Source organism: Burkholderia sp. Bp9015 (assembly GCF_003853505.1).
Lineage (GTDB): Bacteria > Pseudomonadota > Gammaproteobacteria > Burkholderiales > Burkholderiaceae > Burkholderia.
Genome location: NZ_QTPZ01000018.1, coordinates 26,995 through 51,567, shown reverse-complemented (window position 1 = coordinate 51,567; position 24,573 = coordinate 26,995). Strand labels below are relative to the sequence as shown.

Below are 24,573 nucleotides of genomic sequence, written 5' to 3'. Positions count from 1 at the left end.
TCGAAATCAATAGAGGAAGTCACAAAATGGAATTCAATACCCTGCTGGTCGAGATCAACAACAAGATCGCTGTCGTTACGCTCAATCGCCCGGAAAAGCGCAACGCCCAGAACGCGGAAATGCGCCATGAAATCATCGACTGTTTCGACGTGCTCGGTGCGCGTGACGACGTGTCGGTCATCATCGTGACGGGTGCGGGTTCCGCGTTTTCGGCCGGCGCCGACCTCAACGACCGCAAGGATCTGTCGCAGCCGGGTGCGTTTCCGAAGCATCACCGCATCGTCCGCGAGTCGGCGTACGCGATCCGCGAATGCCCGAAGCCCATCATTGCCGCGATCAACGGCGCGGCCATGGGCGCCGGCTTCGGCATCGTCATGAACTCGGACATCTGGGTGGCCTCGGAAGAGGCTTACGTGTCGATGCCCGAGATCAACGTCGGCCTCGCCGGCGGCGTGTCGTTCCTGAATCGCATTTTCGGTCAGTCGCGGGCCCGCCGCATGTTCTACACGGGCATGAAAGTCACCGGTCGCGAGCTGTACCGGCTCGGTCTTGTGGAAGCATGCACGACGAAGGAAGAACTGATGCCGTTCGCGATGGAAATCGCGACGGAAATTGCGTCGAAGTCGCCCATCGCGTTGCGCCTTGCGAAGGAAGCGGCTCGCCTGACCGAGAACATGCCGCTGCGTGAAGCCTATCGCTACGAACAGGGCAACACCGAATTCCTGTCGAAAACGGAAGACTCGAAGGAAGCGCAGCGCGCCTTCATCGAGAAGCGCACGCCCGTGTATGTGGGCCGCTGATCCGGCGGACACTCTGAAAATTCTGCGGAGGCACCCTCGTCCGGTATCGCCGCCCTATTGGATTACATCGAGTCAATCATGAGCGAAGTCGATCAGGTAAGAGACGAAGCGTTTTATGCAGCGTTTCGCAAAAAAATCGCCGACTATATCGAAGCCAACGTGCCCGCTGAAGTGCGTGCTGCAACGCGCGCAAACAAGAAGCTCGGCCGCGAGCTGCTGAGCCGATACACGGCGGCCATGGCCAGGGGCGGGCTTGGCTATTCGGCACCCGGCTGGAGCACGGAGTTCGGCGGACCCGGCTGGAACGTGATGCAGCGCCTGATCTTCGAAGAAGTGACGGCGGCGATGGACTGTCCGCAGCTGTATCACCACGGTATCGGCCACATCGGTCCCGTCATCCAGGCATTCGGCACGGACGAGCAAAAAGCGCGCTTTCTGCCGCCGATCATCGATGGTTCGGAATGGTGGTGCCAAGGCTATTCGGAACCCGGTGCCGGCTCTGATCTTGCGTCCCTCAAGACTTCCGCGGTTCTGGACGAAGCCGGCGAGCATTACATCGTCAACGGCCAGAAGATCTGGACCTCGCACGCCCAGGAAGCCGACATCATGTATACGCTCGTGCGAACGAGCAACGAAGGCAAGCGCCAGGAAGGCATCACGCTGCTGCTGATCCCGATGAATACGCCGGGCATCGAGGTCCGCCCGATCCATACGATCGACCAGTGGCATCACGTCAACGAAGTATTCTTGAAGGACGTCAAGGTGCCGGTGTTCAATCGCATCGGTGCCGAAGGCCAGGGCTGGTCATACGGCAAGTTCCTGCTCGATCGCGAGCGCCTGAGCCCGGCGCTGACGCCGCGCCTGCTTCGTCACGTGCAGCAGGTAACCGAGCTGGTTCGGGACAAGATCAGGGAGAAAGGCGCGACCCCGTCGTTGCTGAAGGCGCTCGACCGCTTGTTCGAAGTCGAAGCCGGCGCATACGGGACACGCGAGATCCTGCTCTCGGCGATCCGGGAAGACATGGCAGGGACGCTGCAGTCGGCCAAGTCCTCGGCGCTGAAAATGGCATGCTCGAAACAGAGCCAGGAAGTAACGTCGATTGCCATGGACGTGCTCGGTCCCGAATACGCTGCGCGCCTGCTGCCGCTGACATCGCCGGAAGACGAGCTGAATCTCGAACGCAACTTCGTCCACACGTACCTGTTCTACCGTTCCCGTACGCTCGCGGGCGGCTCGACGGAAGTCCAGAAGAACATCATCGCCAAATCGATCATGGACGCGGGCTACGCGGTCAGTATCATGTTCCATGGCGACATGTTCGACTCGGCGGCCCGTCTGGCCGCTGCCGCCGAAACACACAAGGGCAACGCCGTCGAAGGAAAGGCGTCGGGCAAGTGGCAGCAAGCCCTCCAACTGGGCTGGCAGTCGGTGCTGGTCTCGGAAGACAACGGCGGCATCGGCGCGACACTCGCCGATCTCGCCGGCATCGTCGAAGCGGCCGCGCGTTATCCGAACGTCGCGCCACTGGTCGAGCGTTGCGCGGTGGCGCCGGTTCTCCTCGAAGCGGCGGCGGCGGCGGCCGCGGCAGCGACCGTCTCGCCGGTGCTCGAACAACTGCTCGGCGGCAAGGCTTCCGTGTCGCCCATCCTGCAATCGCACCTGGGCGCCCCGTTGCAGGCCGCTACGGTCAGCCTGGAGGGCAACGTGCTGCGCGGTGCCGTACGCGGCTCGAACGAAAGCGAGCCGGCAACGCACCTGATCTTCAACGCGTCGACACCGCAGGGCCAGGCGCTGGTGCTGATCGAGCGAGCGCGCGTGGCCGAGCGCGCGCGGTTCTTCGGCGGGATCGACGGTACGGTGACCGCGGATTACGTCGTCGACGGTCTCCAGGTCCACGAAGACGACATTGTACTGACCGGCGCCGCAGCCAACGTCGCGGTCAACCAGGCGCTGCAGATCGGCGCACTGCTGACATGCGTGCAGATCGTGGGAGCGGTCGGCGCCCAGGTCGAACAGACGATCCAGTACCTGAACGACCGCGTGCAGTTCGGCAAGCCGCTGGCCGTCCATCAGGCGCTCAGGCACAACGTCGTCGATTGCTATGTGGCCTACGAGGGGATCAAGGGGCAAGTCGCTCGTCTGATCGAAGGTTTCGAAGGCAGCGACGACTGCGCGATCGATCGGCTGGTGATCCTGACCAAGATGTTCTGCGCAGGCGTTGCCAGGGAAGTCGGCCATGCCGTGATCCAGATGCATGGCGGCATGGGCATGACGGTGGAAATGCCGGCAACCCAGCTCTGCATGCAGTCGCGCACGGCGGCGGAGCGGTTCGGCAACCGCAGCCAATGTCTCGACTGGCTCGTCGCACAGGCCTGAATCCGCTGCCCGTCCCGGCAATCATCGACTTCATTCGCATACCATGACCTCGTCTACGCTCAGCGCACTGTTCGACGCCAACTCGGTAGCCGTTATCGGCGCCTCGTCGGACCCGGACCGCATCGGCGGTCGCGTGCTGCGATTCCTTCGCGAATCCGGCTATCAAGGCACATTGTTTCCGATCAACCGCAGCGGCTCGGAAATCCAGGGGATACCGGCCTATCCGTCGATCCTCGACGTCCCCGAGGTGCCCGATCAGGCGATCATCGTCGTTCCGACCGGCAGCGTGGAATCCGCATTGCGCGACGCGATCCGCAAGGGTGTCAAGTCCGTCGTGGTCCTGACCGCAGGCTTTGCCGAGATCGACGCGCAGGGCCGCGCCGTTCAGGACCGGATGGCCGCCATGTGCCAAGCCGCCGGCGTGCGCATGATCGGCCCGAATTCGCTTGGCCTGCTGAACGTCGAATCGCGCCTGTTCTCGACCTTCTCGGTCGTGCTCTACGGCGTGTGCCCGAAAACCGGCAACATCGCGCTGGCGACGCAGTCGGGCGCGTTCGGCTCCGCGCTCTACGGCGCCGCCACGCTGCGCGGCATGGGCTTCAGCAAGATCGTGGCGACCGGCAACGAAGCCGACGTGGACGTCGCGGAAGCGATCGACTACCTGGCCGGAGACCCGGGCACGCGGGTCATCCTGGCCGCACTTGAATCGGCAAGGGATGGTCAAAAACTGCGGCGCGCGCTGCTGAAAGCGGCCAACGCGCAAAAGCCGGTCATCATCATGAAGGTCGGCCGCTCCGAGCTCGGGGCTGCCGCTGCGGCAACCCACACGGGTTCGCTGGCCGGCAACGACGCGGCCTACGACGCCGTGTTCGCGGAGTGCGGCGCGTATCGCGCCCGCTCGCAGGAGGAGATGCTGGACGTCGCGTACCTGATCTCGACCACGGGCCACCTGCCCGTCAACAACGAACTCGGTGTTCTCACGTCGTCGGGCGGCATCGGCGTGATGGTCGCAGACGCATGCGGCGATTCCGGCCTCACGATGCCTGCGCTTCCCGAAGCCGCCAAGACGGCCATGCTCGAACTGCTTCCGTTCGCGGTCGCAGCCAACCCGCTCGACGTCACGGCTCAAATCACGTCGGTCAGGAACGGCACGGTCCGGGCGCTGGACCTCATGCTGTCGAACAGCAGCTACGGCACGACGCTCGCGTACCTGGCCTCGGCGGGCCTGGCCCCCGCGTCGTTCAAGAGCAATTACGCGCAGCCGCTTGCCGAGCTCAAGGCAAGACATCCTAAACGCGACGTCGTCATCGTCACGCTGTCCGTGCCGGAGGTGGACCGCGAGCTCGAAAAGATCGGCATTCCGGTATTCAACGACGCGACGCGCGCCACGCTCGCGCTGGGCGCCGCGGCAACGATCCGCGCACGTTGGGCGAACCTCTATGAGCCTGCTGAAGCGACGCAACAGGCGCGGGCGCTCGGCGATGTGAACACGGAGGCACTGGCCAAGGAAGCGTTGGCCGACGCCGGCCTGCCGGTGCCGCGAGACGTGCTGGTCGTCGACGCCGATGCAGCTGTGGCCGCCGCCGACGCAATGGGCTACCCGGTGGTGCTCAAGATCGTGAGCCCGCAAATCGTGCACAAGACCGAAGTCGGCGGCGTAGCCCTCAACGTCAGGAACGCCGACGGCGTGCGTGCGGCATACCGGCAGATCCTGGACAGCGTCCGTGCCCATGCACCCGGTGCGCGGATCGACGGCATCCTCGTGTGCCCGATGATCGTCGGTGGCACCGAAATGATCCTCGGCGTGAACAACGATGCCACCTTCGGCCCGATGATTCTCGTCGGTGCCGGCGGCGTCAACACCGAGTTGTACAAGGACGTGTCGCTGGTCTCTGCCCCGCTCACGCCAGCGCGCGCACGCCAGGCGCTCGACAGGGTGAAGGCGACTGCCCTCCTGAAAGGCTGGCGTGGTGCAGCGCCCAAGGACATGGATGCGCTGGTCACCGCCATGGTCAAACTGTCCGATTTCGCGATGAACCACCCGGAAATCCAGAGCGTCGACGTCAATCCGCTGGTCGTGCGCGAGACCGGCGCCGCCGTGCTCGACGCCGTCATCATCAAGCAATAGCCGCAAGCAGAAATGCACCGGCATTTCCCTTCTTCAGCCCGGCCAACATATGGACCACAACAAAGTATCGAATCGGGCCGTGCAGGATCTGCTCGACCGCGAAGCCATTCGAGAATGTCTGTACCGCTATTGCCGAGGCGTGGATCGGCGTGACGAGGCGGCGTTGCGCGCCACCTACTGGCCGGACGCAACGGACCGCCACGGGCCTTACCAGGGCTCGGCAACCGGATTCTGCGATTGGGTGCTGGACGTGCTGAGAACGCCACGCCGCGGCGTCCACCTGATCGGCAACATCATGATCGAGTTGCACGGCGACCACGCGTTGGCCGAAAGCTATTTCCACGCGGTCCAGGAAGATCGCCAGGTCGTGCCCGGCACGGTCACCGAAGTTTCGCTGTATGGGCGCTATCTCGACCGCTTCGAAAAACGAAAGGGCGAATGGAAGGTCGCGGCTCGCACCGTGGTCTACGACTGGTCGCGCAGAACGCCGGTCGCGGATCCCACCGAAGTCGGCATGTTCGGCACCGCGCGTCGTCCGCTCGGCGCCCATTGCCCTCACGATGCGCTCTACGAAGCCCGCGCCGACATGCTGGCGCGTCACGCAGCGCAACCAGGCGAGTCACGCAAGGCATCATGACCAATCACACCATCAGCATCTGCGGGGACTCGCGTGACGCACTGGGCGAGTGTCCGCTGTGGGACGACCGCAAGCAGATCCTGTACTGGATCGATTCCCGCGCGTGTCTCGTGAAGGCGCGTGAGCTGGAAACGAATACGGTTCGCGAATGGACATTGCCGTCGCAGATCGGCGCGATCGCATTGTGCGAAAGCGGCCGCCTGCTGGTCGCGCTCGTGGACGGCTTCCATTTCCTCGATACCGAGAGCGGCGACCTCGCGCACTTCGTCGATGTGGCGCACCCGGCCCCGAACATGCGCCTCAACGACGGCCGGGTCGATCGCGAAGGCCGTCTCGTTCTCGGGTCGATGGCGCTCGGCCGCCGCGAGCCCGTGGGCGAGCTGTACCAACTCGATGGCCGGGGCAATCTGAAGGTGCTGGAGACCGGTATCTGCATCACGAACTCGACATGCTTCTCGCCGGACGGCCGGTATCTGTATTTTTCGGATAGCTTGAGTCACCAGTTGCGTCGCTATCGCTACCACTCCGTGACCGGTACGCTGAGCGAACGAACGCTGTTCGTGGATACGACATCGCTCAAATCGGGCCCCGACGGCGCCGCCATCGACGCCGAAGGCAACCTCTGGACGGCCCTGGTCATCGCGGGACAACTGGCGCGCTTCACGCCCGATGGCCGGCTCGACCGGATTATCGACCTGCCGACCGTCTATCCGACCTGCCCGTCCATCGGGGGGCCGGCGCTCGACACGATCTTCGTGACCAGCATCAGCAACAGCGGGAATGCGCTCAACAGCCCCAACCCGAATGCCGGCGCGGTGGTCGCCGTCACCGGTACGGGTGTGCGCGGCCTGCCGGAATGCCGCTTCAAGGATCAGTGAATCAATCAGACGACGTTCAGGAGTGGAAATGGCGAAGCAACTGGAAGGCAAGGTCGCGCTTGTGACGGGCGGCGCTCAAGGGATCGGTCGAGGTATCGTCAACAAATTCGTTCGCGAGGGGGCCGTCGTCGGCATCCTTGATCGCGACCTCGGCGCCGCGCAGGCTGCAGCCGGCGAAATCAACGCACAGGGCGGTGTCGCCCATGGGTTCGGCGGCAACGTTGCCGAACGCGACACGATTTTCAAGGCCGCCGCCGGCCTCGCCGAGGTGGCCGGTCGTTTCGACATCATCGTGAGCAACGCAATGTGGGTGCGCTATGCGCCGGTTCTGGAAATCACCGAGAAAGACGTGTCGATGATGACGGGTACGGGTTTCAATTCGGTCGTGTGGGGCATTCAGGCTGCGGCGCAATACATGAAGGACGGCGGCTCGGTCGTCAATATCGCTTCGTCGTCGGGTTTCATCGGCCTGCCCAAGGCGCTCGTCTACTGCGGCGTGAAGGCGGGCGTGCTCGGCCTGATGCGCGCGGCCGCGGCGGAGCTCGGGCCGCGCGGCATCCGCGTGAACTCGGTCGCCCCCGGCTACACGGAGACCGAAGGCGTGGTCAAGAACGTGTCCGAAGAGACGCGCAAGATCCGCCAGGCGAAGACACCGATGCCGCGCCTCGGCCAGCCGGACGACATCGCCAATGCCGTGTGCTTCCTGGCTTCGAACGAGAGCGCGTTCGTGAACGGTGAATGCGTTCGCGTGGATGGCGGTTCCGCCATTGCCTATCTCTGACGCATGTCGGGAGCCCGGTGTGACGTAGAGCGTGATGTAAAAAACCGGACAGGACGGCAGGGCGGCGTGGACCACGGCGAATGGCCAGCCCGCCCTTCCTGAAGTCCGTTCAAAACATAAAAGGAGACAAAGCATGCAGACCATTGACGTCAAGTCGTTCATCGATCAACGACCGCTCAAGCCTTTCCACGCAATTCTCTTTGCGCTGATGTTCGTGACCATCGTTCTCGATGGCCTCGACACCTCGGCGATGGGCCTGATCGCACCCGCCCTGATCAAGCAATGGGGTGTGACCAAAGCCGATCTGGCGCCGGTGCTCAGCGCCGCGCTGGTCGGTATCGGCATCGGCGCGATTTTCGGCGCGCCGCTTGCCGATCGCATCGGCCGTCGCGTCGTGCTCGTGACGTCGGTCGCCTTTTTCGGCGTGTTCTCGATCGCGGCGGGTTGCTCGACCAACGTGACCGAACTTATGTGGTCGCGTCTGCTGACCGGCGTCGGCCTCGGCGCCGCCATCCCGCTGTGTGCGACGCTCATGAACGAGTTTCTGCCGTCGCGCATGCGCTCGCGTGCCGTGAACTTCATGCTCTTCGGCTTCGCCGTGGGCGGCGGCATTACCGGGCCGCTGGCCAAATCGGTCATCCCGGTACATGGCTGGGAAGGCTATCTGATCATCGGCGGCATCGCCCCTGTCGTGGTTGCCGTGCTGCTCGCCTTCTTTCTGCCGGAATCGGTTCGATATCTGGCGGCGGCGGGCAAGGGCCAGGACAAGATCGCGAAAGCATTGAAGCGCATCGACCCGACGGCCGATTTCACCGACACGGTGTTCGTCGCCGATGTGGCGGCTGCAGTCGAAAAGCGCAAGTTTCCGGTCGCGGAACTGTTCTCCGACAAGCTGCGCGGCCCGACGCTGCTGCTTTGGGTTGCTTACATCTGCTCGACTATCACGCTGTACGTGCTGAGCATGTGGCTGCCGACCATTCTCCAGGGAGATGGCCGCACGCTCGCCCAGACCGCCGACACGATGATGTGGTTCAACTGGTGCTCGGGTATCGCCATCCTGCTGGGCGGCATATTGATGGACAAGTTCGGCCCGGTCCGCGTGATCTCGGCGTATTTCGCCATCTCGATGTTGATGGCGCTTCTGGTGTCGATCAGCGGTGCGCGCGGCGATACGTTGCTGACGCTGCTGATCATGGCGGCCATGACCAACAACGGCGCGTGCTCGTCGATGTCCACGCTCGCGACGCAAATGTATCCGACCAGCAGCCGCGCCACCGGCGCAGCGTGGGTGCTCGGCATGGGCCGCTTTGGGGGCATTGCCGGCACGTTCCTGGGCCCTGTTATGATCGGCCTGGGCTGGCCGTTGACGACCATCGTTGCATGGATCGCACTCCCCGCGGTGATCGCGTCGGTGTCGATCTTCTGCATCGGTTTCCGCATTCCTTCACTGCGGCATGGCTATGCAGGCTTGCCCGCAGGTGAAGCCGCCCACTAACGAGCCAGCGACTCCGAATACGACTCGGCAAAGCCGCTGCCAATGTGTAGCGGCTTTGTGTTTTTTGACTGGGGTAATCCCGTACCTACAATATCCCCGTTCATTGTCAACGGGGAATATGGAGACTTCGTGGACAGACTTCGTGCAATGGAATTTTTTCTTTCCATTTCCAGGAACAAGAGTTTTTCGGAAACTGCCCGCCAATTCGGCATCGCGCCGGCCTCCGTTTCGAGAATGGTTCTGGATCTCGAGAACGACTTGAAGGTCAAGCTGTTCACCCGCACGACCCGCTGCGTCACGCTGACCGAAGCGGGCATCGAGTACGCAAAACACGTCGAAGGCATTCTGCGGAGCATCGACGAAGCGCACCGAAGCATCTCGTCCATCACCTCGGCCCCGTCGGGCACGCTACGCGTGCATTCACGCGTCATGTTCGGCCTCGGCGTATTGCCGACCGTGATTACCGAATTCTCCAAGCTGTACCCGAGCATTCGGATTGAATTGACGCTGAGCGAAGCGCCGTCGGACCTGAACAAGGATCAAATCGATATCGACTTTCGGATTGCCCCGCCGATCGAATCCGGGATCAAGCGCCGGATTCTGTTCCGAAGCGAGCGCCATCTGGTGGTCTCCCCCGGTTACTTCATTGGCCGAAGCTCGGTCACGGCACCGGAAGAACTGAAGAACCATCAATGCATCGCTTACTCCATGCCGGGATCCGGTTATTCCTGGCGCTTCCGGAAAGACGGCGCCGAAATCGAAGTTCATTTTCAGCCCCGGCATGTCACCAATAACGGTATCGCACTGCTCGAATTCGCGCGCATGGGCGAAGGCATCGTTCTGCTCGACGACTACACCGTTCACAAGGATTTGATAAGCGGAAAACTGGTTCGCCTGCTTCCCGAGTATCAGGTCACCAACTCCAGCTTTGAAGACGGGATGTACGCGACGATTATCGACTCACCCGCGATCCCGACCAAGATCCGCCTGTTCCTGGACTTCGTGGCCTCCCGCGTGTCCGGTCCGGAACTCCGGTTCTCCGCGTACGAGTCGCCGTGAAGCAAATCGGTGTCGCCCGGCGCGACGCATGATAACGCTCCGATATCGCGCAGACTACCTGCTATTTCACGCAAATCAGAACGCGTTTTTGATTGAAAATCGTCCGACCGTGGGACAGTACAATCCCTGACAGCCCGATTAGAAAAATCCCTTCAGGAGACGACACGACCATGAGCGAAGCATGCAGCATAGACACCGACTCGGTCACCCTGGAAGTCGCCGACGGCGTGGCCCTCGTCACGCTGAATCGCCCCGAGGTCAAGAACGCGCTGTCGCGAGCCATGCGTCGCCGCCTCATTGCGGTATTTGACGAAATCAGCGCTCGCGACGACATTCGCTGCGCGGTGCTTACCGGTGCCGGCAATACCTTTTGTTCGGGTGCGGACCTCCGTGACCGCCCCGATCCCGATGTCCCCGGCGACTTCCTCGACCACAACCGCTGGACCCGCGAAACCGGCAACGCCGTCAAGGAATGCGCGAAGCCCGTGATCGCGGCTGTCAACGGTGCGGCCCTGGGCGCCGGCCTGGGTTTGATGGCTGCGTGCGACATCATGTACGCGAGCACAAACGCCGTATTCGCGATGCCTGAAATCAACGTCGGCTTGGCCGGCGGTGCGTCGATGCTGCGCACGCTGTTCGGTCGTTCGACCGTCCGTCGCATGTTCTTTACCGGCGACAAACTGACGGCTCAGGACCTTCTCCGTCGCAACGTGCTGGAAGACGTGCTGCCCGCCGATGCGCTTATGCCTCACGTGATGGAACTTGCCCGCCGCATCGCCGGCAAGTCGCCCATCGCGCTCATTCAGGCGAAGAAGGCCGCGAATTTCACCGATCAAATGCCACAGCGCGAAGCTTACCGTCACGAGCAGGACATCACGATGATGCTGTCCAGGACGGAAGACGCCAAGGAAGCGCGTATGGCATTCCTGGAAAAGCGTGAGCCGGTATTTAAGGGCCGCTAGGAAACGCTGTCGGAAATACCGTTTCCAGGCGCTTGCGTTTCCCGCAAGCCGGCGATGGCTTCGGTCCATGGGTCGTCGAGCGTGCTCGACCGCCGCGATGGAGCCGTTCTCAATACCTTTTTCGACGGAGATTGATATGCAACAGGATTTGGCCGGACGCTATGCGCTCGTGACCGGCGCTGGCGCGGGGATCGGCAAGGCGACGGCGCTTCGGCTCGCGGCTCGTGGTGCGGTCGTCGGCATCAACGATCTGAAGGCGGAACTCGTCGACGATACGGTCGCCGCCGTGATCGATGCCGGCGGCCGGGCGCTTCCGGTCGTGAAGAACGTGAGCACCCGCGAGGGCATGACTGAAGCAGTGAACGAAGTCCACGCCAAAGGCGGTCGCTTCGACATTCTGGTCAACAATGCGGCGTGGGTGCGCTACCAGTCGGTTGCGGACATCGCCCCCGAAACCATGGATCGAATGCTCGATATCGGCTTCAAGGCCGTGGTCTGGGGTATCCAGGCCGCTGCGGCAGTGATGAGCGAAGGCGGCGCCATCGTCAGCGTGGCATCGACCGCAGCGCTGCGTTCGGCCACCCACTCGATCGTGTATTCGGGCATCAAGTCAGGAATCCTCGGCATCACGCGCGCAGCAGCAGCCGAACTCGGAGCCCGCAAGATCCGCGTCAACGCGGTTTGCCCGTCCGCGGTGCCGACCGAAGGCACGCTACGCAACCGCAACGAAGAGCGCGACGCCAGGCGCGTGTCCACGACGCCGCTGGGCCGTCTGGGCGACGTCGATGACATCGCCAAGGCGATCGTGTATCTGGCATCGGACGATGCGGACTTCATTACCGCGCAATGGCTGGCTGTCGACGGCGGAATTACCTTCACGAATATTTGAGCTTCCCGAACTCGCTTCCCGAACCGTCGCTCTCGTCCCTGCGCAGTACGCTGGGACAGCCTGACAAGCTTTGACCTGCTCCCCGCGTTTAGTACGGTGACGGTGTAGAGTCCGTTCGAGAGTGACCCTGAACCAGAATTAGTCCCGGTCGGAAGTGGAGATTTCCGGCTTGGTTGAGTTGTCAGGCGAGGCGGATTCCCTTGCCTGACGGGCGAATTCTGCGGGTGTCATCCACTGCAATGCGGAGTGGGGACGAACCTCGTTATAGAGGTGGTCGCGCAAATTCGGACAGACGGGTAAGTGGAATGCCCGGGGCCTGAGTCAGCGATAATGCAGGCAAAGGAACCGGAAAGATGACGAAGAGAACCCGACGGACGCACTCAGCGGCGTTCAAAGCGAAAGTGGCCCTGGCGGCGGTCAAGGGCGAGCGCACGCTGGCCGAACTGGCGCAGCAGTTCGATGTGCACCCGAACCAGATCACGGAGTGGAAGCGGCAACTGCAGGAGCGTGCGGCGGATGTGTTCGGCGCGGCCGCTCCACCGTCGAGCGAGCCGCCGGTGGACGTGAAAACGCTGCACGCGAAAATCGGACAGTTGACGCTGGAGAACGATTTTTTGTCAGGAGCGCTCGGCAAAGCCGGACTGCTGAGCGCAAAGCGATGATTGACCGTACGCATGCGCTGCCGGTTTCGCGACAGACGCGACTGGTTGGCATCGCGAGATCGAGCGCGTATTACCGGGCGCAGCCAGTGAGCGAGGCGGACCAGTTGCTGATGCGGCGGATCGACGAACTGCACATGGAGTTTCCGTTTGCCGGAGCGCGGATGCTGGCGCGTCTGTTGCGCCGGGAAGGCTATGAGGTCGGCCGCCGCCGCGTGCGCACGCTGATGAAACGCATGGGCGTGGACGCGCTGTAATGCAAGCCGAACACGAGCCGACGCAATGCGCAGCACAAGATCTGGCCGTACCTGCTGCGCGGCATGAAAATCGCCCGGGCCAATCAGGCGTGGGCACTGGACACGACATACATTCCGATGGCGCGAGGCTTCGTGTACCCGACGGCAGTAGTGGATTGGTCAAGTCGCAAGGTGCTCTCGCACCGGGTGGCGATCACGCTGGAAGCAGTGCACGCCGTCGAGGCGCTCGAGGAAGCGTTCGCGCGCTACGGGCAGCCCGACATTGTGAACACCGATCAGGGCAGCCAATTCACGGCGAACGCGTTCACGGAAGCCGTATTGGTCCGAGGCATCCGGCTGTCGATGGACGGCAAGGGAAGCTGGCGCGACAACGTGTTCGTCGAACGGGTGTGGCGAAGCATCAAGTACGAAGAGGTCTACCTGAAAGCGTACGAGTCGGTCAGCCATGCCCGGCGCTCCATCGGCGAGTACATCAACTTGTACAACCGGAAACGGCCCCATTCGAGCCTGGCGGATCGGACGCCGGATGAGGCATACTTCGCGACGCTGCCTGCGATCAAATCGGCAGCATGATTGCCTCGGACGTTCCACTTAAAAATCTCAGAAAACTGTCCGAACGAGTGAGGCCACCTCTCTTTGACGATACAACTACACACGCCGTGACTCGCTTCCTTGAGTTTCTACGTAGAAACTGTCGACTACGAGGCCCACACACGGATCACGCATTGGCTGCGCCAGCTCGCAGATTTATCCGTGCACATCAACCGCCGGCGTATTCGCCGCGACAGGCAGAAAACGTTCAGCATCAGTCCGATTCGATCGGCAAGTTAAAGGAAGGCATGCCAACATGCTGCACCTGCTCCAGCGCTTCAAGATAGCGATGGACCAGGGCAACGGAAAAGCCTGAGCGATAGCATTCAGCTCAAACGCCACGCCCGGCGACGCCTTCACCGCCGCCTTGGTTGATTTTGCAGACGCTGTCGGGACAATCCGGGCGGGCGTGGATTGTGCAGACAGTGTCTGCAGAATCCGATCCGCAGGCCACATCAAGTAAAAAGCGCGCATCTGTGCGAGATTGCGCCATCCGAAGCCGCGACCGAATCGCTCTGACAGATCGACGCCCAAACGGCAGATCACCGCCTCGCCATAAGCGGCCCGTCCCTCCCCGCCCTGCTCGAACTCAACGATTCGTCGCCCGATCTCCCAATAGGTCGCCGTCATCAGGGCGTTCACCGTGCGAGCCGTCGCTTCGCGCGCCGACGCAACTACATCAGCAATTTCACGGTGCAGTCCCGCATAAGCGGCCTGCCCGACATCACGCTGCGTCACAGTGCATTCACCACGTCCTTGAACGCCTTGCCGGCGGTGAACTTCACAGTATTCGCGGCCGGGATGGCAATCTCCGCGCCCGTCGTCGGATTACGTCCCGTGCGGGCAGTGCGCTGCCCCTGCGAAAACGCGCCGAAACCGATCAGCTGTACCGATTCCCCGCGACTCACCGCGTCCGTGATCGCGTCCAGGACCGCCTGGACGGTTTTGCTCGCGTCGGTTTTGCTGACGCCCGCGCCCGCTGCGACCGCGTCAATGAGTTCCTGCTTGTTCATGAACAGCCTCGGCAACAAAGTCAAAGCTGCACCCTACCTCATCCCGCTGCACACACGCAAATCGCTGGCCTCCGCCCCACCACTGCCTGCGGCGGGCAGCCCACCAATGAACTCCGGCTTACACCTGTCGCAGCCACGCTCGCCCAGAGCAATCGCGAACGTTTTCCGCCCGGCCCGCGCTCACACAACCAGCGGGCCGGTGCGGGTGTCATCACTCGCGCTGACTACGTGGTCCGGCTTCCGGTGTCGCACAACCTGACTGTTGCTCCAGCCGAATCTGCCCGGCCGACCTGCGCAGACTACGGCGTCGGTTCGTGCCGCGTCTCCTGCCTCCCCTCTGCCCGCCACCGGCACCCGGGCCTCGACGCAACTTCAGTCGTGTGAGCACGACGAGCCTGGGCGTTCGCTCGATGTCCCGAAATGAAGGGTAACATAGCCCTTACTATGTTCCCCTTCCCCGCCGGCCCTCGGAATTGCTCGCTTCAGTAGCCCGACAGTTTCACTCGGACAACCACGCACAACCTCCCTCGATTCCTAAAGTTTCTATGTAGAAACTGCCGATGCCCGCCAGCGACATGCTTTAAGTAGGCGCGCTACCCGCGCCACGGTACGGTTCGCCCGCGCTGGCAGTGCAAGTGCAATCTCGTTTGAGTCACTCGCCAACGGACAAGGTGTCGGGCCCCAATAAACTATCCGGGATAGATCATGGGAAGATCCATCTGCACCCATTCACCATCATTGCGAAGCGCCGCCGCACGCGGTGCGGTGGAGAGCAGCACGTAGTCACCGACCGCGTGCGTCACGCCACTTTCACTCGCACGGGCGACCGTTACGGTTGCGATTTGATACCCGCGTTTACGCAGCTCGCACACACGTGCACGAGGATCGAGGATGTCGAGGAAGCGCATTGCCTCCACGGTAGTAACACGACCGAAAGCAGAGAAAGCCTGAAGCAAGCGTTCGCGCTGCCGGCTCGCACTATTGCCAGGTTGTCGAGCCAAAATCACCCTCAGTGCCGTCGCCATCGTAGTTGCATCAACTCGTGCCATGCTTTTCCTTCTAGTTGTGAGCATGGACACAATGTTCGCCTAGCATCCCGCAAACCCTGCTACGTCAATCTCTCCGCTCGGGAGGGGGAAAGCGTCCGGAAGAAATTGATGTCAAAAGCCTAGGTAATTCATCCGGCCGGCTGTTCAAGCTGTACGGGCGCGATGCCAAACTCGTCTGCGAGCTCCATCAATGTCGCCACCGTGACGGTTGCGGCAGTCGGATCGGTGAGCGACCGGAGCAACCGCAACGCCTCTGCGATTTTCTCGCCATCTGACCTACTGTCGCCCCCAATCAACGGAGTCGATACTGGATTCACGCTGACCCGGCTGATCAGATGGTGAGTCGCATTTTCGCTGGCGATACCCGCCACTCTTTCGGAAGCGGCCTGAGCGGCAATCGTCGACCTCACAGCGGGTGTGAGAATCGAGCGAATCGTGCGATCGCTCGTCTCCTCCCAAGCAAGAACCGTAGCCACCATCAGAAATTTCGTCGGGAAACTTGAGCTAAGCACGTACAACGAACGGGCAAGGTGGAGAACAAATGCCCGTCGATCTCCCAGCGGCAACCGGCCCGCCGATCGCGGCGGCACGCGAGAAGGTGCGGCACAAATACGGCTAAGTGGTTCGCGAAAAGCCGGATCCGTCCGATCGCCGATGACCCATGACCCGGCCGAATCAAGGTCCGCCTCAAAGGCAGAAGCCGAAGCCTGCAGCTTTCTGACCTGGGCAACAGTCGGAGCCAGTTCAGCCTCTTGCCCCTCGACGCACGCCAAATACGCTCTCGCGACCGCCTCGGCCACCTTCACTCCGAATACCGTCGACTGCGTCATGGGCGTCGCGTCGAAAAAGGTGCGGCTATCGCGATCGTCGCGCAAGTAGCGACACCAATTGTCGGCTGCCCTTTTTTGCGGCTGCGTGGCCAAGAACGCTTGTGCACGCTCGATTGTATCTGCGAGCGTTTGATTATCGATGGCGAGGACGGTCACGGGTTGCTCCCGATTCTTATTACGGTTCGATCAAGGCTGAATGCCGTCGATTGTAGCCTGCGGAGTCGCCGCCCCCCAGCAACCGCGGACGTCGGAGTGCCGACGACGGACTTATAACCGTGATAAGTCGTATTATCAGGGTTACATCTTCCTCCTTCCCTCTGCGGAGATGCCCTCTCCGATTAGGGCGAGAACAGAAAACGTACGTTTTCCGTACCCGTGCCAACTAGTACCGACAGGCGGTCACCCCATCGCCGCCAAGCGTCGCGCATCTGCGCGTCATAATCGAACTGCAGATAGATCCGATCAAGCGGATCGTTTCGTGCGTGGTTCAGACATCGATGCACGATGCTTTCCGGAATGCCCAGCGATTGCATCATCGTTGCGCACGTCCGACGCAAGTCGTGACATTTCCATTGCCCCCCCGGGACAGTGAGCGCATCGGTTGCCCTCGTGCGACCCTCGGTCGGCGCATCCTTTGGGCGTTGCCGATTACGGATAGCCCCGCAGGTCGTATGGATGCTGACGTGCGGCAGCTTACCCTTTTCCGACGGGAACACATAATCGCGCCGTGCGTCGCCCTCCGGCACGCCGGCGCGCACGACCTGCTGCGCCGCAAACTGCGCGAGGACGAAATCGGAAAGGTGAATTGTGATCGCCGTGTTCGACTTCGTGTGTTCCTTTGGGATGGTCCACGTCCGTGCCTTGAAGTCAAGATCGGTCCATCGCGTCAGGACTGTTTCGCCGACGCGCGTTCCGCAAGCGAGCATCACCCATACCGCTGACGCAATGGAGCATGGAAGCCGAGCGGCCGGAATCAGTTCACCGAGCATGCAGATTTCGTCGTCCGTAAGCGTCCGATCGCGTTCGTTGCCACGCACCGGATCGTAATCGCCTGAAACAACATCCTCTTTTGCAAGCGCAAGCACATCGCAATCGATCAACAAGCGCTTCCACGGCTGATTACGCTCGCCCCATCGAATCATTTGTTGGATGGTTATCAGCATCTCGACCGCTTGGCGGTTGTATCCCACATCGGAAATCGCGGTAAGCAGCGGCAGAACGTTCGACGCAAACACGCCTGCGATCCGGTGAGCACGAAGAGTCGGCAGCACATGCTTTTCCATCGCAGCTCGAAGCGACTTACCGCCATCCTTTCGGCCTTTCTTGCCGCGCTTCTTGTTGACCGTCGCGAACCACGCATCGAATAAGTCGCCGAATGTGAGGTCCGCCGTCACCGCTTGTTCAACCTTGGCCTGGCGTTCACGCTTCTTCGCTTCGAGGTAGTCCACGCCGTCGCGCGCGTGTGAACGAATCGTCGCAGCCGCTGCGCGCGCATCCTCTAGCGATAACTGCGCATCGGTCGTCGAGCGCGCCCACGTCTTGCCGAGCGGCTTATCGCATTGCTTGCCATTGATACTGACGCGAACAAACCAAGATTTCCCGCCGGCCGGCCCCACGCGCAGGAACAGTCCACGCCCATCCGACAGGAAATACCGCTTTCCGGTCGCCTTCGCAGCTTCGATTTGCCTGACCGTCAATGCCCCCATGATCGCCCTCCATCGATATCGTGATCCGATCGGCCCGCGCATCCTCAGCAGAGCCTACCCCACGCCACGAACACTAAAAAGACACTAAAAAGTTGCGGCTCGTGCGGGATTTCCGCGGAATTGGGCGGACCACCGATTCCCCGCAAACCCTTATCCGACGCGGCTCAGACGGATTTCGTCGGACTTGGCCGGATCACCCGGAAAATAATCACAATTCATTTAACTTTCCGTGAGGACTTCGACACCGCCCGCCACCTACTCTGTGCGCATGTTTTCAGGACCTGCTTCCAGGAGCCCATCATGCCCACCCGCAGACATCTGCTGTTCGCCGGCGCGACCGGCCTTGCGGCACTCGCGGCGCTGTCGTCGACGGGCCGCCGTGCGCTGGTCGGCCGCGCGTTCGCCGCGCCGCCCGCCGCCGGACCGACGGCCGCCCCGTTCGAGATCACCCGCAGCGACGCCGAATGGCACCGCCGCCTCACGCCCGCCCAATACACGGTGCTGCGCGACGCCGGCACCGAGCCGCCGTACAGCAGCCCGCTGAACGGCGAGCACCGCCACGGCACGTTCGCGTGCGCCGGCTGCGACCTCGCGCTGTTCTCGTCGGACACCAAGTTCGACAGCCACACCGGCTGGCCGAGCTTCTGGAAGCCGCTCGACCACGCGGTCGCGACCGCGCTCGATCCGTCGTACGGGATGTCGCGCACCGAAGTGCACTGCCGCCGCTGCGGCGGCCATCTCGGCCACGTGTTCGACGACGGCCCGCCGCCCACCGGCCTGCGCTACTGCATGAACGGGCTCGCGCTCGCCTTCCACCCGGCCGCCGCCTGACGGGCCGCCGCCTTCCTGAACGACCGGAGACCGCTCCATGCTGCTCATCGTCCTTGCCTATCTCGGCGGCGTGCTCACGATCCTGAGCCCGTGCATCCTGCCCGTGCTGCCGTTCGTGTTCGCGCGCGCCGACCAGCCGTTCGTGCGTTCCGGCCTGCCGCTGCTGATCGGCATGGCGCTCACGTTCGCCGTCGTCGCGACGCTCGCCGCCGTCGGCGGCGGCTGGGTCGCGCAGGCCAACCAGGCCGGCCGCTGGCTCGCCATCGTGCTGCTCGCGGTGTTCGGCCTGACGCTGCTGCTGCCGCGCTTCGCCGAGCACCTGACGCGCCCGCTCGTCGCGGCCGGCAACCGCCTCACCGGGTTCGCGCAGCGCGACGGCCGCCCGGCCGGCCCCGCGTCTTCGCTGCTGCTCGGCGTCGCGACCGGCCTGCTGTGGGCCCCGTGCGCGGGTCCGATCCTCGGGCTCGTGCTGACCGGCGCCGCGCTGCGCGGCGCGAGCGTCGGCACGACGTTGCTGCTGGTTGCGTATGCGGCCGGCGCGGCGACGTCGCTCGGCGTCGCGCTCGTGATCGGCGGCAAGGTGTTCGCCGCGATGAAGCGCTCGCTCGGCGCCGGCGAATGGATCAAGCGCGGGATCGGCGCGGCGCTGCTGGCCGGCGTCGGCGCGATCGCGCTCGGCCTCGACACGGGGGCGCTCGCGCAGTTGTCGACCGTCACGACGGGCGGCCTCGAGACGAAGCTCGTCGACCGGCTCGGCGGCCGCTCGCATGGCGCGCCGGCGGCGACGTCCGCGACCAGCGATACCGCCGGCGGCAACGGTGCCGCGCCCGACAGCGCAATGATGGCCGCGACGTCCGGTGATGCACCGGCGGCCGGCGCCGCGATGATGCGCACCGCCGGCACGACCCCGGCGCCGCAGGCACCGGCCGCGCTGCCCGTCGAAGGCACGCTGCCGTCGCTCGACGGCGCCGCGCAGTGGCTGAATTCGCCGCCGCTGAGCGCGGCCGGCCTGCGCGGCAAGGTCGTGCTCGTCGATTTCTGGACGTATTCGTGCATCAACTGCCTGCGCACGCTGCCGTACACGACCGCCTGGGCGCGCAAGTACGCGCCGTACGGCCTCGTCGTGATCGGCGTGCACGCACCGGAGTTCGCGTTCGAGCGCGACATCGGCAACGTGAAGAAGGCCGTGCACGACCTGGGCATCGACTACCCGGTCGCGATCGACAACGGTTATGCGATCTGGCGCGCGTTCGGCAACGAATACTGGCCCGCGCACTACTTCGTCGACGCGCAAGGGCGGATCCGCCACCACCACTTCGGCGAAGGCGAATACGCGCAGTCGGAACGCGCGATCCAGTCGCTGCTCGCCGAAGCCGGCCACCCGGAAGCGCTGAACGTGCCGCTCGGGCTCGCCGGCGCACCCGCGAAGGGCGCGCTCGCGGCGGCCGACAGCGCGGACGTCCGCTCGCCCGAAACCTACGTCGGCTATGCGCGCGCGGACGACTTCACGTCGCCGGGCGGTGTCGTGCGCGACGCGGCACACCGTTACGACGCGCCCGCGCATCCCGACCTGAACGACTGGGGCCTCGCCGGCACATGGCAAGTCGGCGCCGAGCGCGCGACGCTCGCCGCGCCGGTCGGCCGGATCGTCTACCGCTTCCATGCGCGCGACCTGCACCTCGTGCTCGGCCCGGGCGCGAACGGCAGGCCGGTGCGCTTTCGCGTGACGCTCGACGGCGCGGCGCCCGGCGCGGCACACGGCACGGACGTCGACGCGCAGGGCTACGGCACCGTCACCGGCCAGCGCCTGTACCAGCTCGTCCGGCAACCGGGCGCGATCGCCGACCGCACGTTCTCGATCGAGTTTCTCGATGCCGGCGTCGATGCCTATGCGTTTACGTTCGGCTGAACGCGCACGCAGTGGCGGACGCCGTCACGCGCGCCGCCTGCCGTCCACCTCGCGTCCACCTTATTCCGTCCCGCATTTCGAAGGAGCAACTCATGATTCCGACATCCACTCGCGATTCCGCACCGCGGCGGCGGGCGGCCATGCTGCGCCGCATCGGCGCGATCGCCATCGCGGCCGCCGCCGTGTTTGGCTACCAGCGCGTCGTCAGTTCCGCGGAACCGATGCGCTCCGTGCCCGCGCCGACGCTCGACGAAACCCCGGGCGCCTCCCACGAGGAAACGGCCGTGCTCGCCGGCGGCTGCTTCTGGGGCGTGCAGGGCGTGTTCGAGCACGTGAAGGGCGTGAAGCAGGTCACGGCCGGCTACGCGGGCGGCGCCTCCGAAACCGCGCACTACGCGCTGGTCGGCAGCGGGCTGACGGGCCATGCGGAATCGGTGCGCATCGTCTACGACCCGACGCAGGTCACCTACGGCCGGTTGCTGCAGGTGTTCTTCTCGGTCGCGCACGACCCGACCGAACTCAACCGTCAGGGGCCCGACGAAGGGCCGCAATACCGCTCCGCGATCTTCCCGACCACCGCGCAGCAGCGCGCGGTCGCGACCGCCTACATCGCGCAGCTGGGCACCGCGCACACGTTCCCGGCGCCCGTCGTCACGCGCGTCGAGCCGTACAAGGGCTTCTATCCGGCGGAGGCGTATCACCAGAACTACCTCGAGCTGCATCCCGACGCGCCGTACATCGCGTTCAACGACCTGCCGAAGGTCGCCGGGCTGAAGCAGCGCTTTCCGGCGCTGTACCGCGCCGACGCGGTGCTGTGGCGCGACGCCGGCCTGTGAGGGACCGCCGGCGCCGCGGCGGCCGGTGTGCGCGCTGACCCGGCCGGCCCGCGCCGCCGGCCGCGTTTGCGCTGCGTCAACGAAACGCATGCTGTCCGGGCCGGGCAAACCCGCATCGGGTCAGCTTCGCGGGCAAACTTCGCGTAGACTTCTCCAGATCAGTCCCCCGCCGCGCACCGCGCGGCGCTCGGAACTCTCCAGCCAGCCAGGAGGCGTCACGCATGCGCGCAGTGCCTTTGTCTGACAGCAGTGCTCTCGAAGAACCGTCCAGTGGCTCGGTCGTGCGCGACCTGCGCCGCGTGCCCATCCATCCCGATCACTGGTATCCGCTCGCGTGGTCGCGCGAACTCAAGCGCGGCAAGACGCTCGGCGTGCGCTTCGCCGGCGATCCGATCGTGCTCGTGCGCACCGAATCCGGCGCCGTCTACGCGCTCGAAGATCGTTGCGCGCACCGCCAGGTGCCGCTGCATGCGGGCGTCGTGAGCGGCGAAACGCTGCGCTGCTGCTACCACGGCTGGACCTACGCGTGCGACAGCGGCCGCTGTGTCGACGTGCCGTACCTCGGCCGCGAGCGCCTGCCCAACGGCGTGCGCGCGTATCCGTGCCGCGAGGCGCACGGGCTGATCTTCGTGTTCCCCGGCGACGCGACGCTCGCGGACGAACGCCCGTTCCCCGCGCTGGAATCGGCGGACGATCCCGCGTACAAGACGCGCCGCTTCGGTCGCGAGGTCAAGTGCCACTACTCGTTCATGCACGAGAACCTGATGGACATGAACCATCAGTTCCTGCATCGCAAGCAGATGGGACAGATGCGCGCACGCAGCGTCGGCCGCCGGCGCGGCGACGACTGGGTCGAGGTCGACTACACGTTCGCACGCATGGAAGGCAAGCAGCCGGTCGGCGAGGCGCTCGTGTTCGGCGCCAGCAAGAAACCGACCGACCAGGCCGACAAGAGCGTGATGACGGTGCGCACGGGCTACCCGTACCAGACGCTGCAGATCCGCTCGAGCGAAGGCACGCTCGTGATGGACCTGTGGATCGTCTACGTGCCGCTCGACGCGCAACAGCGCACCAACCGCACGTTCGGACTGCTGTCGATCCACAAGCCGGGCATTCCGTTCGCGCTCGATCTCGCGTGGCCGCTGCTCGTCTGGTTCACCGAGCGGATCTTCCGCGAGGATCGCTGGATCGTCGAGCGCGAGCAGGAAGCGCACGACCGGCAAGGCGCCGACTGGAACCACGAGGTGTTTCCGGTCATCAACGAACTGCGCGACCTGCTGCGCCAGTGCGGCGCGCGCACCGTGATTCCGATCCACGAGGCAAACACGGGCGACGCGCGCTGATTGCGCAGCGCGCGTGCCCGTTTCGAACCCGTTGCGAACCGGCCTCGAGCCGGTTTCGTGCGCGTTCAGCCGGCGCGCTCGACCGGATGCGGCTCGCGCAGCCGGTTCGCGATGCGCGCGGCCTCGTAGTAGCCGGCCGCGGGCGGCCGCTTCAGGTAACGGCCCGCACCGCGCACCGCACGCAGCTCGCCGTCGGCCCACGCGAGCGCGCCGCGCGTGAGCGTGTGGGTCGCGACGCCCTGCACCGTCATTCCTTCGAACACGTTGAAGTCGACCTGCTGGTGATGGGTCTTCACCGAGATCGTCTTCGTCGCGGCCGGGTCCCATACGACCAGGTCGGCATCGGCGCCGACCTGCACCGCCCCCTTGCGCGGATACAGGTTGAAGATCTGCGCGGCGTTCGTCGACGTGATCCGCACGAACTCGTTCGGCGTGATGCGGCCTTGATTCACGCCGTGATGCCACAGCACCGACATGCGGTCCTCGACGCCGCCGCAGCCGTTCGGGATCTTCGTGAAGTCCTCGCGGCCCATCGCCTTCTGCGACGCGCAGAACACGCAGTGATCGGTCGCCGTCGTCTGCAGCTGGCCGGCCTGCAGCCCGCGCCACAGCGCCTCGCGATGCGCGGCCGAGCGGAACGGCGGGCTCATCACGTGCGCGGCCGCACGCGTCCAGTCCGGGTCGCGATACACGGCCTCGTCGATCACCAGATGGCCCGGCAGCACTTCGCCGAACACGCGCAGCCCCTCGCTGCGCGCGCGCGTGATCGCATCGACCGCGTCCTTCGACGACACGTGCACGATATACACCGGCACGCCGAGCACCTGCGCGATGCGGATCGCACGGTTCGCGGCCTCGCCTTCGACCTCCGGCGGGCGCGACAGCGGATGCGCCTCCGGCCCCGTCATCCCGCGCGCGAGCAGCGCCTTCTGCAACTGGAACACGAGCTCGCCGTTCTCCGCGTGCACGGTCGGCAGCGCGCCGAGTTCGAGCGAACGCGAGAAGCTGTTCACGAGCACCTCGTCGTCGGCCATGATCGCGTTCTTGTACGCCATGAAGTGCTTGAAGCTCGACACGCCGTGCTCGCGTACGAGCGTGCCCATGTCGCGGTGCACCGATTCGTCCCACCACGTGACGGCCACGTGGAAGCCGTAGTCGGCGGCCGCCTTCTCGGCCCAGCCGCGCCATTCGTGAAACGCGTCCATCAGCGGCTGCTTCGGGCTCGGGATCACGAAGTCGATGATGCTCGTCGTGCCGCCCGAGAGCCCCGCGGCCGTACCCGAATAGAAATCGTCGCTGGCCGTCGTGCCCATGAACGGCAGTTCCATGTGCGTATGCGGATCGATGCCGCCCGGCATCACGTACTGGTCGTGCGCATCGACCACCGTCGCGCCGGCCGGCGCGTCGATCGTCTCGGCGATCTGCAGGATCGTGCCGCCGTCCTGCGGGTCGGCACACAGTACGTCCGCGCGATAGGTGCGGTCCGCATCGACCACGGTGCCGCCGCGAATCAGGATTGCCATGTCGTTGCCTCCTCGTTGACT

Annotated in this window: 20 protein-coding genes and 2 pseudogenes; 15 read left to right on the top strand and 7 right to left on the bottom strand. The window is 64.2% G+C overall.

Annotation, left to right across the window (positions count from 1 at the left end):
• Positions 1-26 precede the first annotated feature (26 nt).
• The 10 genes from DIE12_RS20080 to DIE12_RS20035 all read left to right on the top strand — a co-directional run bounded on the left by DIE12_RS20080 (position 27) and on the right by DIE12_RS20035 (position 12,005).
• Entirely contained in the window at positions 27-800 is a 774-nt protein-coding gene (locus DIE12_RS20080; protein ID WP_124523642.1) for an enoyl-CoA hydratase/isomerase family protein, read from the top strand.
• A 78-nt stretch (positions 801-878) separates the two neighbouring features.
• Positions 879-3,176, top strand: a complete 2,298-nt coding sequence (locus DIE12_RS20075) for an acyl-CoA dehydrogenase family protein (protein WP_124523640.1) — start codon at positions 879-881, stop codon at positions 3,174-3,176.
• A gap of 43 nt (positions 3,177-3,219) precedes the next feature.
• Positions 3,220-5,304 (top strand): acetate--CoA ligase family protein, encoded by a 2,085-nt coding sequence (locus tag DIE12_RS20070; RefSeq protein ID WP_124523638.1) that lies wholly within the window; start codon positions 3,220-3,222, stop codon positions 5,302-5,304.
• Positions 5,305-5,353: 49 nt separating this feature from the next.
• Positions 5,354-5,941: a nuclear transport factor 2 family protein gene (locus DIE12_RS20065; RefSeq protein ID WP_124523636.1), complete on the top strand. Its 588-nt coding sequence runs from the start codon at positions 5,354-5,356 to the stop codon at positions 5,939-5,941.
• Positions 5,938-6,819 (top strand): SMP-30/gluconolactonase/LRE family protein, encoded by an 882-nt coding sequence (locus DIE12_RS20060; protein WP_124523634.1) that lies wholly within the window; start codon positions 5,938-5,940, stop codon positions 6,817-6,819. The genes DIE12_RS20065 and DIE12_RS20060 overlap by 4 nt, the downstream gene beginning before the upstream one ends.
• A complete protein-coding gene (locus tag DIE12_RS20055; protein WP_260429031.1) occupies positions 6,746-7,600 on the top strand; it encodes an SDR family NAD(P)-dependent oxidoreductase in 855 nt (284 codons plus the stop codon). The genes DIE12_RS20060 and DIE12_RS20055 overlap by 74 nt, the downstream gene beginning before the upstream one ends.
• A 133-nt stretch (positions 7,601-7,733) precedes the next feature.
• Entirely contained in the window at positions 7,734-9,095 is a 1,362-nt protein-coding gene (locus DIE12_RS20050) for an MFS transporter (RefSeq protein WP_124523632.1), read from the top strand.
• A 129-nt stretch (positions 9,096-9,224) separates the two neighbouring features.
• A complete protein-coding gene (locus tag DIE12_RS20045) occupies positions 9,225-10,154 on the top strand; it encodes a LysR family transcriptional regulator (RefSeq protein WP_124523630.1) in 930 nt (309 codons plus the stop codon).
• 170 nt (positions 10,155-10,324) lie between these two features.
• Positions 10,325-11,116 (top strand): enoyl-CoA hydratase/isomerase family protein, encoded by a 792-nt coding sequence (locus DIE12_RS20040; protein WP_124523628.1) that lies wholly within the window; start codon positions 10,325-10,327, stop codon positions 11,114-11,116.
• 136 nt (positions 11,117-11,252) lie between these two features.
• Positions 11,253-12,005: an SDR family NAD(P)-dependent oxidoreductase gene (locus tag DIE12_RS20035; protein WP_185641033.1), complete on the top strand. Its 753-nt coding sequence runs from the start codon at positions 11,253-11,255 to the stop codon at positions 12,003-12,005.
• A gap of 138 nt (positions 12,006-12,143) precedes the next feature.
• On the opposite strand, the pseudogene DIE12_RS39070 reads toward DIE12_RS20035, so the two are convergent.
• A pseudogene (locus DIE12_RS39070) lies at positions 12,144-12,272 on the bottom strand (IS3 family transposase); the annotation flags it as partial.
• An 86-nt stretch (positions 12,273-12,358) separates the two neighbouring features.
• On the opposite strand from DIE12_RS39070, the pseudogene DIE12_RS20030 reads away from it, so the two are divergent.
• Positions 12,359-13,494, top strand: a pseudogene (locus DIE12_RS20030) (IS3 family transposase).
• Positions 13,495-13,668: 174 nt separating this feature from the next.
• On the opposite strand, the gene DIE12_RS20025 reads toward DIE12_RS20030, so the two are convergent.
• The 5 genes from DIE12_RS20025 to DIE12_RS20005 form a co-directional block, all read right to left on the bottom strand.
• Positions 13,669-14,250 carry a DUF1016 N-terminal domain-containing protein gene (locus tag DIE12_RS20025; protein WP_260429030.1) on the bottom strand — a complete coding sequence of 194 codons (582 nt, stop codon included), beginning with the start codon at positions 14,248-14,250 and terminating at the stop codon, positions 13,669-13,671.
• Complete coding sequence (locus DIE12_RS20020; RefSeq protein ID WP_059448531.1) at positions 14,247-14,525, bottom strand: HU family DNA-binding protein; 279 nt, start codon at positions 14,523-14,525, stop codon at positions 14,247-14,249. Before DIE12_RS20020 ends, DIE12_RS20025 begins: the two co-directional genes overlap by 4 nt.
• Positions 14,526-15,214: 689 nt before the next feature.
• A complete protein-coding gene (locus DIE12_RS20015; protein ID WP_124523626.1) occupies positions 15,215-15,574 on the bottom strand; it encodes a helix-turn-helix domain-containing protein in 360 nt (119 codons plus the stop codon).
• A gap of 128 nt (positions 15,575-15,702) precedes the next feature.
• A complete protein-coding gene (locus DIE12_RS20010) occupies positions 15,703-16,560 on the bottom strand; it encodes a hypothetical protein (protein ID WP_062885880.1) in 858 nt (285 codons plus the stop codon).
• 182 nt (positions 16,561-16,742) lie between these two features.
• A complete protein-coding gene (locus DIE12_RS20005) occupies positions 16,743-18,110 on the bottom strand; it encodes a site-specific integrase (protein WP_059677999.1) in 1,368 nt (455 codons plus the stop codon).
• Between the two features lie 300 nt (positions 18,111-18,410).
• On the opposite strand from DIE12_RS20005, the gene msrB reads away from it, so the two are divergent.
• From msrB to DIE12_RS19985, 4 genes are all read left to right on the top strand, one after another.
• Positions 18,411-18,941 carry a peptide-methionine (R)-S-oxide reductase MsrB gene (msrB, locus tag DIE12_RS20000; protein ID WP_124523624.1) on the top strand — a complete coding sequence of 177 codons (531 nt, stop codon included), beginning with the start codon at positions 18,411-18,413 and terminating at the stop codon, positions 18,939-18,941.
• Positions 18,942-18,978: 37 nt separating this feature from the next.
• Entirely contained in the window at positions 18,979-20,850 is a 1,872-nt protein-coding gene (locus DIE12_RS19995) for a cytochrome c biogenesis protein DipZ (RefSeq protein WP_124523622.1), read from the top strand.
• Between the two features lie 92 nt (positions 20,851-20,942).
• Positions 20,943-21,686, top strand: coding sequence for a peptide-methionine (S)-S-oxide reductase MsrA (gene msrA / locus DIE12_RS19990; RefSeq protein WP_124523620.1), 744 nt, complete (start codon positions 20,943-20,945; stop codon positions 21,684-21,686).
• Positions 21,687-21,907: 221 nt separating this feature from the next.
• A complete protein-coding gene (locus DIE12_RS19985) occupies positions 21,908-23,029 on the top strand; it encodes an aromatic ring-hydroxylating dioxygenase subunit alpha (RefSeq protein ID WP_124523618.1) in 1,122 nt (373 codons plus the stop codon).
• Positions 23,030-23,094: 65 nt separating this feature from the next.
• Here DIE12_RS19985 and hydA read toward each other — a convergent pair whose 3' ends face one another.
• Positions 23,095-24,552 (bottom strand): dihydropyrimidinase, encoded by a 1,458-nt coding sequence (gene hydA / locus DIE12_RS19980; protein ID WP_124488511.1) that lies wholly within the window; start codon positions 24,550-24,552, stop codon positions 23,095-23,097.
• Positions 24,553-24,573 lie beyond the last annotated feature (21 nt).

What these genes read in the sequence shown, in the direction of transcription:
- DIE12_RS20070 (WP_124523638.1), top strand. Translation starts at nt 3,220, where the DNA reads ATGACCTCGTCTACGCTCAGCGCACTGTTCGACGCCAACTCGGTAGCC.
- DIE12_RS20005 (WP_059677999.1), bottom strand. Translation starts at nt 18,110, where the DNA reads ATGGGGGCATTGACGGTCAGGCAAATCGAAGCTGCGAAGGCGACCGGA.
- DIE12_RS20075 (WP_124523640.1), top strand. Translation starts at nt 879, where the DNA reads ATGAGCGAAGTCGATCAGGTAAGAGACGAAGCGTTTTATGCAGCGTTT.
- DIE12_RS20015 (WP_124523626.1), bottom strand. Translation starts at nt 15,574, where the DNA reads ATGGCACGAGTTGATGCAACTACGATGGCGACGGCACTGAGGGTGATT.
- DIE12_RS20020 (WP_059448531.1), bottom strand. Translation starts at nt 14,525, where the DNA reads ATGAACAAGCAGGAACTCATTGACGCGGTCGCAGCGGGCGCGGGCGTC.
- DIE12_RS20040 (WP_124523628.1), top strand. Translation starts at nt 10,325, where the DNA reads ATGAGCGAAGCATGCAGCATAGACACCGACTCGGTCACCCTGGAAGTC.
- DIE12_RS20050 (WP_124523632.1), top strand. Translation starts at nt 7,734, where the DNA reads ATGCAGACCATTGACGTCAAGTCGTTCATCGATCAACGACCGCTCAAG.
- hydA (WP_124488511.1), bottom strand. Translation starts at nt 24,552, where the DNA reads ATGGCAATCCTGATTCGCGGCGGCACCGTGGTCGATGCGGACCGCACC.
- DIE12_RS19995 (WP_124523622.1), top strand. Translation starts at nt 18,979, where the DNA reads ATGCTGCTCATCGTCCTTGCCTATCTCGGCGGCGTGCTCACGATCCTG.
- DIE12_RS20055 (WP_260429031.1), top strand. Translation starts at nt 6,746, where the DNA reads ATGCCGGCGCGGTGGTCGCCGTCACCGGTACGGGTGTGCGCGGCCTGC.
- DIE12_RS20080 (WP_124523642.1), top strand. Translation starts at nt 27, where the DNA reads ATGGAATTCAATACCCTGCTGGTCGAGATCAACAACAAGATCGCTGTC.
- DIE12_RS19985 (WP_124523618.1), top strand. Translation starts at nt 21,908, where the DNA reads ATGCGCGCAGTGCCTTTGTCTGACAGCAGTGCTCTCGAAGAACCGTCC.
- DIE12_RS20065 (WP_124523636.1), top strand. Translation starts at nt 5,354, where the DNA reads ATGGACCACAACAAAGTATCGAATCGGGCCGTGCAGGATCTGCTCGAC.
- msrB (WP_124523624.1), top strand. Translation starts at nt 18,411, where the DNA reads ATGCCCACCCGCAGACATCTGCTGTTCGCCGGCGCGACCGGCCTTGCG.
- DIE12_RS20035 (WP_185641033.1), top strand. Translation starts at nt 11,253, where the DNA reads ATGCAACAGGATTTGGCCGGACGCTATGCGCTCGTGACCGGCGCTGGC.
- msrA (WP_124523620.1), top strand. Translation starts at nt 20,943, where the DNA reads ATGATTCCGACATCCACTCGCGATTCCGCACCGCGGCGGCGGGCGGCC.
- DIE12_RS20060 (WP_124523634.1), top strand. Translation starts at nt 5,938, where the DNA reads ATGACCAATCACACCATCAGCATCTGCGGGGACTCGCGTGACGCACTG.